Source organism: Sphingopyxis sp., assembly GCF_016463645.1.
In the GTDB taxonomy this organism is placed as follows: Bacteria; Pseudomonadota; Alphaproteobacteria; order Sphingomonadales; family Sphingomonadaceae; genus Sphingopyxis.
This window is the reverse complement of sequence record NZ_JAEMQX010000038.1, coordinates 20,475-32,320: the sequence shown is the minus strand read 5'-3', so window position 1 is coordinate 32,320 and position 11,846 is coordinate 20,475. Positions and strand designations below refer to the sequence as shown.

8 protein-coding genes, 1 tRNA gene and 1 pseudogene are annotated in these 11,846 nt (G+C 63.8%); 3 read left to right on the top strand and 7 right to left on the bottom strand.

Annotation, left to right across the window (positions count from 1 at the left end):
* On the bottom strand, positions 1 to 994 hold a 994-nt coding region (locus JHC57_RS10280; RefSeq protein WP_294029907.1), incomplete at its 3' end, for an acyl-CoA dehydrogenase family protein.
* A gap of 163 nt (positions 995 to 1,157) precedes the next feature.
* Here JHC57_RS10280 and JHC57_RS10275 point away from each other — a divergent pair.
* Positions 1,158 to 2,234, top strand: a complete 1,077-nt coding sequence (locus tag JHC57_RS10275; RefSeq protein WP_294029906.1) for an MBL fold metallo-hydrolase — start codon at positions 1,158 to 1,160, stop codon at positions 2,232 to 2,234.
* Here the strand turns inward: JHC57_RS10275 and JHC57_RS10270 are convergent.
* The 5 genes from JHC57_RS10270 to JHC57_RS10250 all read right to left on the bottom strand — a co-directional run bounded on the left by JHC57_RS10270 (position 2,231) and on the right by JHC57_RS10250 (position 7,618).
* On the bottom strand, positions 2,231 to 3,133 hold the full coding sequence (locus JHC57_RS10270; RefSeq protein ID WP_294029905.1) for a PAS domain-containing protein: 903 nt from the start codon (positions 3,131 to 3,133) through the stop codon (positions 2,231 to 2,233). The genes JHC57_RS10275 and JHC57_RS10270 overlap by 4 nt on opposite strands.
* Before the next feature lie 121 nt (positions 3,134 to 3,254).
* Positions 3,255 to 4,883 carry a TadG family pilus assembly protein gene (locus JHC57_RS10265; protein WP_294029904.1) on the bottom strand — a complete coding sequence of 543 codons (1,629 nt, stop codon included), beginning with the start codon at positions 4,881 to 4,883 and terminating at the stop codon, positions 3,255 to 3,257.
* Between the two features lie 2 nt (positions 4,884 to 4,885).
* Positions 4,886 to 5,320 carry a TadE/TadG family type IV pilus assembly protein gene (locus tag JHC57_RS10260; protein ID WP_294029903.1) on the bottom strand — a complete coding sequence of 145 codons (435 nt, stop codon included), beginning with the start codon at positions 5,318 to 5,320 and terminating at the stop codon, positions 4,886 to 4,888.
* A 168-nt stretch (positions 5,321 to 5,488) separates the two neighbouring features.
* Positions 5,489 to 6,364, bottom strand: a complete 876-nt coding sequence (gene yghU / locus JHC57_RS10255; protein ID WP_294029902.1) for a glutathione-dependent disulfide-bond oxidoreductase — start codon at positions 6,362 to 6,364, stop codon at positions 5,489 to 5,491.
* A gap of 75 nt (positions 6,365 to 6,439) precedes the next feature.
* Entirely contained in the window at positions 6,440 to 7,618 is a 1,179-nt protein-coding gene (locus JHC57_RS10250; RefSeq protein WP_294029901.1) for a CoA transferase, read from the bottom strand.
* A 141-nt stretch (positions 7,619 to 7,759) separates the two neighbouring features.
* On the opposite strand from JHC57_RS10250, the gene JHC57_RS10245 reads away from it, so the two are divergent.
* Together JHC57_RS10245 and JHC57_RS10240 are read left to right on the top strand one after the other, a co-directional pair.
* The gene (locus JHC57_RS10245) at positions 7,760 to 11,005 is read left to right on the top strand and encodes an amidohydrolase family protein (RefSeq protein WP_294029900.1); all 3,246 of its coding nucleotides are present in this window, start codon (positions 7,760 to 7,762) and stop codon (positions 11,003 to 11,005) included.
* 92 nt (positions 11,006 to 11,097) lie between these two features.
* A tRNA-Ser gene (locus JHC57_RS10240) sits at positions 11,098 to 11,187 on the top strand.
* Between the two features lie 424 nt (positions 11,188 to 11,611).
* Here the strand turns inward: JHC57_RS10240 and JHC57_RS10235 are convergent.
* Positions 11,612 to 11,846, bottom strand: a pseudogene (locus tag JHC57_RS10235) (hypothetical protein); the annotation flags it as partial.

The window sequence follows — 11,846 nt, the reverse complement described above, 5'->3', positions numbered from 1 at the left end:
CGGTCAACCGCTGCTGGATTTCGCTGCCCTTGATCTTGAGCAGGCTCGATTCCGGCCCCGGACCGCGCCCGGCGTTCGGCCCCGCGAGGCTGCGGAGTTCGGTGAATTCGAGCGCCGCGAGGTCGACCTCCAGTTCGGCGACCTTGCGCTTGAAGAAGGCGTTGGCGAGCAGCGGCTTGTCGCCGTCGAGTTCGGTCCGGGCGATTGCCTTCACCTTCTCGATCCCGCGCTTCGACGCCGCCACGCCGGCGATACCGGTGCGCTCGTGCGCAAGCAGGAATTTGGCGCAGGTCCAGCCTTTATTCTCTTCATAGACGCGCTGCGATTGCGGGACGCGGACGTCCTCCAGCCACACCTCGTTGACCTCATGCTCACCGCCCAATGTGATGATCGGGCGCACGGTGATGCCGGGCGACTTCATGTCGATGAGGAGGAAGCTGATGCCTTCCTGCTGCTTCGCTTCCTTGTCGGTGCGGACAAGGAAGAAACCCCAATCGGCATGCTGCGCCAGTGTCGTCCATGTCTTTTGTCCGTTGACGATATAATCGTCGCCGTCGGCGACCGCGGTCGTGCGCAGGCTGGCGAGATCGCTGCCCGAACCGGGTTCCGAATATCCCTGGCACCACCAATCCTCGCCCGACAGGATACGCGGCAGGAAGCGGGCCTTCTGTTCGGGCGTACCGAAGGTGTAGATGACGGGGCCGACCATCGCGAGCCCAAAGGGCATCAGGCGGATGCAGTCGGCGCGGGCGGTTTCTTCGGACCAGATGAAACGCTGCGTCGGCGTCCAGCCGGTGCCGCCATATTCGACCGGCCATGCGGGTGCGATCCAGCCCTTTTTGTACAGAATCTTGTGCCAGGCGAGGAAATCCTCCTTGGACATCTCTTCGCCTTCGTCCTGCTTGTCGCGCAGGTCGGCGGGGTAATTTTCGGCGATGAAGTCGCGCACTTCCTGCTGGAAGGCGAGATCCTCGGGGCTGAATTCCATGTCCATCACGAATCTCCCATTGGGCAATGGCGCCCTTATACTGGGCGCTCACCTTTACGTAAACGGCAAGTTGCGACTTGCAACTTTCCTTTGTGCAATGATTGCGCGTAACATCCCTGCTTGTCCAGCACGCGCGGCAGCCGCGGGCGGATGAAAAAGGGGGATGGATATGACGCGAAGCAAACGCGCCGCGCTGTGGATTGCGGCAATCATCAGCATATTGATGCTATCGGCATGGCTGTTCCAGCGGCCGATCGGCATGTGGCTGTTCGAACGCGCGGTCGAACGCGCCGCGACCCGCGATACGCTCGAAGCGCTGCCCGACGGCTTGCACGTCGGCCTCTGCGGGACCGGCTCCCCCCTCCCCAACCGCGAGCGCGCCGCGGCTTGCACCGTCGTGATCGCCGGCAAGGCCATGTTCGTCGTCGACGCCGGTGAAGGCGCCGCGCGGAATATCGCGCAGATGGGTCTGCCCAATGCACGGATCAAAGCGATGTTCCTGACCCATTATCATTCGGATCATATCGACGGAATGGGGCCGATGATGCTGCTGCGCTGGACGGCCAGCGGCAACACTGCGCCGCTTCCGGTCTATGGCCCTGTTGGCGTCGAAGACGTGATCGCAGGCTTCAACGCCGCCTACGCGCTCGATAACATCTTTCGAACCGAACATCATGGCGTGGAGATCACCCCGCCCGCCGCCGCCGGTGCCATCGCGATGCCCTTCGAAGTTCCAACCACCCCGACCGTCGTCTACGAGGCCGACGGCCTGCTTGTCACCGCCTTCGCGGTCGATCATCGTCCGGTGCAACCCTCCGTCGGCTATCGCTTCGATTACAAGGGCCGCAGCGTCGTGATCAGCGGCGACACGGCACCATCGAAGACACTCGAGGTCGCGGCGAAGGGCGCCGATCTTCTGATCCACGAAGCCCTCCAGCCCAGGATGGTGGAGCAGCTCGCCGCCGCGCTTGACAAATCGGGCCGCAAGCAGACCGCGCGGATCATGCGCGACATTATCGATTACCATGCCAGTCCCGCACAAGCCGCCGACAGCGCGAAAACTGCCGGTGTGAAAATGCTGGTGCTCAGCCATGTCGTGCCGCCGATGCCGTCGTCCTATCTGAACGCCGCCTTCCTCGACGGCGCAGAGGATCATTTCGACGGGCCGGTTCTCGTCGGCGAAGACGGACAATATTTCTCGCTTCCCGCCGGCGGCAACGCAATCGATCGCGGAAGCTGGTTCTAGCTGGCGCCGCGCGGAGTCACGAGGATCACCGCGCCGTCGCTGGCATAGGCGCCGCGAACCTCGACGATCGACAAGGTGACATCCACGACCGACCCGTCGCGCGCCACCATCTGCGATACGATGCGAGCAGGGTCGCCGGAACGAAATACCGATTCGATCACATCGACAAAGGCGGCGCGCTGTCCCGCCGCTAATAGTGCCGAAAAACGGACGCGGCGGATCGCGGCGGCATCGACCCCCAGCATGTCGATCAGCATCGCGTTCGCCGCCTCTATCGTCTCGCGGACCGATATCCGGGCATGGCCGACGCCGCCATCGACCTCGATGGCACCCAGCATCGCCTGCCGCATGTCGCCCGCCGCGAAACCCGCCATCGCGTCGCTGACGTCGCGCAGTACGATCGCACCGCCGATCGGCAACGGGACCAGGTCGACATGTAACCACTGGCGCGGACGGAATACGCCCGGGACGTCGCCGGAAAAGCGTTCGCGATGGTCGATCAATCGGATGATGTGGTGAAAGATCAGGCTTTCCCCGATCCCCGGTAACGCGGCCGCCAGGTCTTCGCCGATCAGGTCCGCCGCGGGTTTTTCGAACATATCCGATGCCGCGGGATTCAGCGCCGCGACGCGCCGTTGCCGATCGATCAGGATCACCCCGTCACGAATCGATTCGACCAAGGCCGCAAGCGAAGCCTGCAGTATGTCGGACGCCGCCGCGATCTCGTTCCCGACCTCGCGATCGAGGCGGCGATAGTCGTCGAGCGAGATCAGGACGTGCGCGTCCTTGCCATGATGCGTCACGACGACCGGCTTACGCGCCGACTGCAATCTCCAATTGGCGAAACCACGGATAAAATCCGCCGCTGAAACGCGCTGTGGCTCGTGCGCTGCTTTCACTTTCGTTCCTTCGAAAAGACCTACTTCTCCAATGCTTATAGGTTGCTATCCATCGACCTTCGCTCGGCGAATTGCGAGTTGGGGCCGCATCGGGGTCGGAACGGCGCCGGAATGCGAGCGATCAGACCAGCCGCGCCCTTCCGCAACGTAGCGCGTTGATCCGCGTATCGGCCTGCCCGATTTGAAGCCCCAAAAGACCAGTGAGGTCGGACAGCACAGTGTCGAGCACTGGGGCCGCGAGTGCGACGGTATCGCCAACCACTGTCGTCAGCAGCTTCAGGTTCAAGACAAGGCCAAGAATATCGACGTCGAGTTCCATACGGTCCGACAACGATTTCGCGGCGCCTGCGACCAGCCCCGTGCTGGATACGGTCTTCACTTTCCCGCCCTCGATCTCGTTGCGCGAAAAGGCGACTCCCTTTTCGGCGAGATCCGACAGGGTCAGTTCGGCTTGGGCATCGATACTGACCAGCGGGAATTTCACCACCTGCGCGGGCTTTGGGTCGAGCGGGCGTTTCATGTCCTGAAAGTCGCTATCGGGGACCGTCCCGATCGCCACCATCGCGGGTGAGGTGATGACGCCAAGCGAAACCGCGGCACCGCTGTTCGGACGGCAGTCGATGTCGGTGATGCGTGCCGATGCGGACCCGAGTTCGGCGATCACGGGAATATGAACGCTAGCAACCGGCGTCGCGACGCGGGTGTCGATCTTCATCCGTACCTGCGCCGTACGGACGATGACATCATTGGTATCGGTCACCGCGATCAGCGGCGAATCCGCCGGCGGCTCGCCGATCATCAGCGCGACATTGATGCCCGATCCACCCGGCAGATTGCTTGCCATCGACAGGTCGACCTGCCGGTTGGCATTGCCGAGGAGCAGCATCGCGCGAAGCAGGCTGAGCGCATTGACCTTGACCGGGTTGGCGGCATCGACGCGAATGCTCGACGAGCGCGGGCCGAGGTCGATCGCCCGCGACGGCAACAAGCTGCGCGGAAGCGCGGTATCCGCGATACGCTCCAATACGCTCGCCGCCTGCCCGTCCGATGCGCTGGCCAGCGCCGACACGACCTGCGGCACGGTGACTTGCGCATCGAGGGTCTGGCCAAAGGTCAACACGTCGGCATCGAGTTCGGTACGCAACGCGTCGGAGAAGGCGAGCAGGTCGATATCGGTGCTGGCGAGCGCATTATAGTCCATCACCGAAAGATTGACCTGACTGCCGGTCAGGCCCGACAGCAACGCGTTCGGCAGGCCGCCGTTCAGTGCCGCGACGCGTGATCCGAGCGAAAAGGCCGCATAGCCGCGCCGCGCGCCGGTGGCGGTCGCGCGAATGACGCTGTCCTGTTGCCCGGTCAGGAAGCTGCCGAAGAACAAGGGGCGGTCGCGCGTCAGCGTGATGCGCACGGCATTCGGCGACGCGCCGCCACCGGAAAATCGCTGCTCGGCCTGAATCGCGGGATCGGCAGTATAGGTCCCCGGCGCGAGCACCGCGATGCGAATCCCGCAATCGCAATTGGCAGCGATGATCCGCTGCGCTGCCGCCCGTTCTTCACCGGGCTGCCCCGCCGCGGCCATCGCTGCGGCATCGGCGATGCCCTGCAATTTGCGGCGGTCGAGGTAGAGCGAACCGAGGTCGACCGCGAACGCCGCGGACCCGATCAGCATCGTCATGCCGAACGCCGTCGTAATGCCGATGCTGCCACCGCGATGACCGACCAGATCGCGAAGAAAGGACAAGACTGTCATGCTCAATCCACCGGCAATTCGAAAGTCGCGCGGGCGCGGATGACGTTTCCCGGCGACGGGATGAAGCTCGATCGGAGGAAACTGTCCGATGCTGCGGTGAAGGTCACTACGACGGTAATCGCCTCGCTCGTTTCCGACACGGCGACGCTGTGCGTGCCGCCCACGGCCTGGAGGCTGCGGTCCACCGCGCGCGATCCGACCGCGCTGCGGTCGGCCGCGTCGAGCCCGGTGATCGACGCGCGGGCGCCGTCGTTCGCAGCCTGCTGCACGCTGTGCGCGAGCATGAAATATTGGCCATAGACCAATATGCCCATCAGCAACGCGAGGAGCAGCGGCAACACCAGCGCCATTTCGACGATGACGGCGCCGCGCTCCCCGCGCGCTAGGGTAAAAACTGCCGTGCGGACACCCCGCGAGAATCGGATAAGACCTGTCATGCCGACAGGATGCCGACCGCAAATGAAAGCGGCGTCGAGAAAGCCCGACGCCGCTTTTTCGTATTTTGCGGAACTCTCCGTGACCCGGTCGCCCGGATCGGACCGCATTCCGGCTATGCTTGAGGAAGCGCTAAGGTCCGCCGATCACATCGGCACATAAATTGCAATTTATTCGGCATCCTGCAGTTTGTCCTGCGTGCGCAAGTCGAAGTCCGAGGCATCGTGCCGTTCGTGGAGCTGGCTCGCCGGGTCGCCTGTCACGCGGTTGACCATTCGCCCGCGTTTAACCGCCGGGCGCGCCGCGATCCGGTCGGTCCAGCGCTGGACGTTCCTATAGTCGTCGACTTGGAGGAACTCGCCGGCGTCATAGACGAGCCCCTTGGCGAGCGCGCCATACCAGGGCCAGATCGCCATGTCGGCGATCGTATAGTCGGCGCCTGCAATATATTCGCTTTCCGCGAGGCGCCGGTCGAGCACATCGAGCTGGCGCTTCACCTCCATCGCATAGCGATTGATCGGATATTCCTGCTTCGTCGGTGCATAGGCATAGAAATGGCCAAAGCCGCCACCGAGAAACGGTGTGCTGCCCATCTGCCACATCAGCCACGAAAGTACCTCGGCACGTTTCGCGGTTTCAGTCGGCAGGAACGCGCCAAATTTCTCGGCGAGATGGATCAGGATCGCACCCGATTCGAAGACACGGATCGGCTCGGCGCCGCTGCGGTCGACGAGCACGGGGATCTTGCTGTTCGGATTGGCGGCAACATAACCGCTTGAAAACTGATCGCCTTCGCCGATATTGATCAGCCAGGCGTCATACTCGGCGCCGCTATGGCCCGCCGCCAGCAGTTCCTCAAGCATCACCGTGACCTTCACGCCATTGGGCGTGCCGAGCGAATAGAGCTGAAGCGGATGCTTGCCGATCGGCAGATCCTTGTCGTGCGTCGGCCCCGCGACCGGGCGGTTGATATTAGCGAAACGCCCGCCGCTCTCCTTGTCCCAAGTCCAGATTTTCGGCGGCACATATTCGCTGTTGTCGGTCATCGGAAAACTCCTGGGCTGACTTTTATACTGACCGGTAACTTAATTGGCGATTGGCGTTTGTCCACCCTTGCCGCCTCAAATAATCCTTGCCGCGCGCAAAGCCGAAATCGCCTCCGCATTATATCCGATTCCGGCGAGAATCGCGTCGCTGTGCTCGCCGACTTGCGGCGCCCGGTCCGGCGCAACCTTGTCGCTGCGCGATAAACGGATCGGGGCGCGAATCACGGGAATGGCGCCGTCCGCGCCCGGATAGTCCACCGGCTCGACCAGCCCCATCGCCGCTACCTGCGGCTGCGCCAGCGCCTCGCCCGCGCGCAGCACCGGCGCCGCGGGTACACGCGCCGCGGCAAGCTCAGCGATCGCATCGACGCTCGTCCGCTCGATGCACCAGCGCTGCATGATCGCGCTCAGTTCCTCGCCATTGTCGCCGCGCAAAATGTCGCTGGCATAGAGTGGATCGTCGACCAGTTCGGGACGCTCGACGAGTTCGGCCCAGCGCACGAAGATCGGCGTGCCGACGATCTGGGTGATGATCCATCCGTCGCGCGTCCGGAACAGGTCGGTGGGTCCCGAGCTGAAGCTGCGGTTGCCGATCGGCTGCCGCTCGATGCCGTTCAGTGCATAGTCGATCGTAAGCGCGTTCGACAGCGCGAGCGCGGTGCCGAGCAGCGAGCCCGACACGCACTGCCCCTTCCCCGTCGTCTCGCGCTCGCGCAGCGCGAGCATCACCCCGAAGGCGCAGTGGAGCGCGGTGCCGAAATCGACATAATTGACCTGCGCGCGGTATGGCTGGTCGGGCGTGCCGGTCAGATGCACCGTCCCCGACATCGCCTGCCCCACAGCATCGAACCCGACACGGCTGGCGAGCGGCCCCTCGCTGCCGAACGCCGACGCAGTCGCGAGGATCACGCGCGGGTTGATCGCGGCAAGGCTGTCATAGTCCAGCCCCAATTTCACAAGAGCATCGTGCGGCAGGTTGGCGATCACGACATCCGCCGTTTCGACCAGCCTGCACACGATCTCGCGCCCCTCCGCGCTTCCGGGCTTCAGCGCCAGGCAGCGTTTGGCACGATTCATCTGCATGAACATCGCGCCCGACCCGTCCTCGGCGACCGGCACTGTGTAGCGGTCGTCATTACCGCCGGGCGCCTCGATCCGGATCACGTCGGCGCCATAGTCGGCCAGCAAGGCAGCGCAATAAGGCCCTGCGATATAGCGGCCGAAATCGAGTACCCTGATTCCCTGCAAAGGCACGCGTCGCTCTCCCCTATCATCTTCTGCGCGCCGGGCTAGCAGCCGCTCGTCGACGCTGCCAGTCCTTCGTCGAAACCTGTCACTTGCATGTTCGTGTCCGGACCATATGGTCACAGCATAATTTCAAACGGGGATAATTTCATGGCGCGCTTCGCTCTCGCCTTCGCGGCGACTCTGGCTTGTTCGACCTCGGTCTGGGCGCAGACCGCTCCTGCGGCCACTCCGGCGCCCACCGATGCGAAGGAGGACAAGTGGGACGTCAACGCGCCACCGGGCCTCGCGACGCGCAAGGTCCGGCTGTCGGTCGACGAGGGCAGTTGGATGAACGTCGATGTCGCCCCCGACGGGCGGACGATCGCGTTCGACATGCTCGGCGACATCTACACGATGCCGATCGAGGGCGGCGCGCCGACGCGCATCGCCGAGGGGCTCGCCTATGAACATCAGCCGCGCTTCTCGCCCGACGGCAAGCGCATCGCCTTTGTCTCCGACCGCGCGGGCGGCGACAATATCTGGCTCATGAACCGCGACGGGAGCGACAAGCGCCAGATCTCGAAGGAAGATTTCCGCCTGCTCAACCAGCCGAGCTGGTCGCCAGACGGCCAATTCATCGTCGCCAAGAAGCATTTCACGACGGGACGCTCGCTCGGCACCGGCGAGGTGTGGATGTACCATGTCTCGGGCGGCGCCGGCGTTCTGCTCGTCAAGAAACCCAATGAACGGCACCAGAAGGAACTCGGCGAACCGATCTTCGCCGCCGACGGCAAGAGCGTCTTCTACACCCGCAACGTCACTCCCGGCCCGATCTTCGAATATGCGCAGGACAGCAACACCGACCTGTTCCATATCGAACGCTACAGTCTCGAGGATGGCGAGATCACTACCGCGGCGTCGGGTCCGGGTGGTGCCGTGCGTCCGACGCCCTCGCCCGACGGAAAACGCCTCGCCTTCGTCCGCCGCGAAGGGGCACAGTCGAAACTCTATGTGAAAGACCTCACGTCGGGCACCGAGAAGAAGGTCTATGATGCGCTCGACCAAGATGTTCAGGAAACCTGGGCGGTGACCGGCGTCTACCCGAACATGGCATGGACCCCCGACAGCAGCGACATCATCTTCTGGGCCGGTGGCAAGCTGCGCCGCGTCAGCGGTACCGGCGGCGAGGCGCGCGTCATCCCGTTCAGCGTCAACGACGACCGCACGATCGTCGACGCGACGCATCCGGCGGTCGAGGTCGCCCCCGACAGCTTTGCAACGCAAATGCCGCGCTGGGCCGAAGTCTCGCCCGACGGCCGCAACGTCGTGTTCGAAACACTCGGCAAGTTGTGGGTCAAGCCCGCGACCGGCGGTTCCGCTCGGCGACTTACGAATGCAAAGGACAGTGCGATGGAAGCGTGGCCAAGCTGGTCGCGCGACGGCAAATCTCTCGTCTTTGTGCGCTGGACCGACAGCGGCATGGGTGAAATCCATGTCGTCGGCGCCGGCGGCGGATCTTCACGCAAGATCACCAGCACCCCCGGCCATTATGCCGAACCGCGCTTCTCGCCCGACGGCAAGACGATCGCATTCGAACGGCGCGGCAGCGGCGGGCTGACCTCGGCGCGCTGGAGCGAAGATCCGGGCGTCTATCGCATCGCTGCGACGGGCGGCGCGGCAGAGCGGATCACCGCCGACGGCGCCAAGCCGCAGTTCGCCTCGACCAGCGACCGCGTGTTCATGGTCACCGCCGCCGACGGCAAAAGCCAGCTCATCAGCACCGACCTCCATGGCCAGGACAAGCGCGTCCATGCCAATGGCGAACTCGTCAGCGACTATGAAATCTCTCCCGACGGCCGCACGCTGGCGTTCCGGCAGAATTACGACGCCTATGTCACGCCACTGATGCCCGGGGGACAGGATGTCGCACTCGGCACCAAGAGCGGCGCGCTGCCAGTAACGCGTGTTTCCGGCAGCGGCGCCGAATATATGAACTGGTCCGACGGCGGCCGCCGCCTCCACTGGAGCCGTGGCGCGACGCTGTTCAGTGCCGATCTCGCGAGCCTCTTCACCAACGCCCCCGTCGATGACAAGGCGCCGAAATTCACCCCCCCGACCGACGGCGTGTCGCTGTCGATGACGCAAGCGGCGTCGAAGCATAAGGGCGTTGTGGTCATCACCGGCGCCAAGATCGTGACGATGGCCGACAAGGACGGCGGCGTGATCGAGAACGGAGCGATCGTCATAGACGGCGACCGCATCACCGCGGTCGGCCAAGCCGGCGCGATCACGGTACCGGCGGGTGCGGTCACTGTCGACGCGACCGGCAAGACGGTCGTCCCCGGCTTCGTCGACGCGCACGCGCACGGCTCGCACGGCGACGACGAACTGGTGCCGCAGCAGAATTGGTCGGAGATCGTCAATCTCGCCATGGGCACGACGACGAGCCACAATCCCTCGTCGCGCGCATCGGAGATTTTCGTCTCGTCCGAAATGCAGCGCGCGGGCCTGATCCTCGCGCCGCGCATCTTTTCGACCGGGGAGGTCATCTACGGCGCGAAGGCGGCCGGCGTATATGCCGAGATCAACGGCTATGACGACGCGCTCGCGCATGTCCGCCGGCTGAAGGCGCAAGGCGCGCGCAGCGTCAAAAACTATAACCAACCGCGCCGCGACCAGCGTCAGATGGTCGTCAAGGCGGCGCAGGTCGAAGGCATGACCGTGGTGCCCGAGGGCGGCTCGCTGTTCACGCAGGACGTCACGCTGATCCAGGACGGCAATTCGACCGTCGAGCACAACATTCCGCTCCACATCTTCTACAAGGATCTGGTCCAGCTTTGGGGGCAGACGCAGGTCGACTACACCCCGACCCTCGTCGTCACCTATGGCGGCCCTGCGGGCGATCCCTATTGGCGCGCGCACACCAATGTGTGGGAACATCCGATCCTGACGAAGCATATCCCGCCGACCGAACTTGCCGCGAACAACAAGCGCCGCGTGATTGCGCCCGAAAGCGATTATGTCGACGATGATTCGGCGCGCGAGGCGGGCAAGATCGCCGCGACGGGCCGCATGGTATCGATCGGCGCGCACGGCCAGCAATCGGGGCTCGGCGCGCATTGGGAAATCTGGTCGTTCGTGCGCGGCGGCTGGAGCAACATCGATGCCCTCCGCGCCGCGACGATCATGCCCGCGACATCGCTGGGCTATGGCAAGGATGTAGGATCGATCGAGGCGGGGAAGCTCGCCGACCTCCTGATTCTCGACGCCGATCCGACGCAGGACATCCGCAATACCGAGAAAATCCACCGCGTGATGCTCGGCGGACGGCTCTACGATCCGCTGACGATGAACGAGGCCGAGACGGGCGATCGCAAGCGCCAGCCTTATTGGTGGGAAGCCGACAAGCCCTGAAAGACGTGTCTTTCCGGCGGCTGCCCCGTGAAATTGTGACGAGAGGGTTGCAAGTGTCGCGGACCGCCGCTAGGGGCGTCCACTCTCAGCGAGGAGAGTTGGCTGAGTGGTCGAAAGCGTCGCACTCGAAATGCGAAGTGCCGGCAACGGTACCGAGGGTTCGAATCCCTCACTCTCCTCCATTTTCTTATTTCCATACATCCCCGACCATCCAACGAGAGCTTAGGAAAACCTGGGCTCTCTGGGTTATTCGGGTCATCGCGTACCCCCGCGCGGCCACGAAAAGACTCTCGGTCGGCTCCGTCAGGGCGGCTGCACGTCCCGGTCGATTCTCCGATGGAGATGCGCTGTTTCTGTCGTGCAATCCGGGATGCAGCAAAGCTGGGTGTACCGGGTTCAAAAGGTAGATAACCGCCGCAACTTCGGGTTGGGGAGCCTGGCGAAGGTCAGTCTGCCAGATAATCGAGCACCGGCGCATGAAATCCGCGTTCAGGTTGAGATGAGTCTGGCCCCGCTCGAAGACAGCCCGCTTTTGGGCTCAATCAGCCCGAAAGCAGATAATCCGGTGCGCCTGAAAACGTCAGGCGATGCCCTTTCAATGTCGGCTCACATACCGCGACCGATGAACCGCCAGTAAGATACCGGGGCGATGCGTTCGATCAGCGCGGCAAGCTTCGCATCGCTGCCGACGAGGACGCGCGAACGGCGGCGCTCGGCGGCGGCGACGATGATCTCGCCCGCCTTTTCGGGGGCAAGCCGCAGGAATTTGTCGAAATCCCGCTTCCCGCTCGCGACCTCGGATGCGGACAGACTTGCCGCGACGCGCGCCGAATTGGCGATC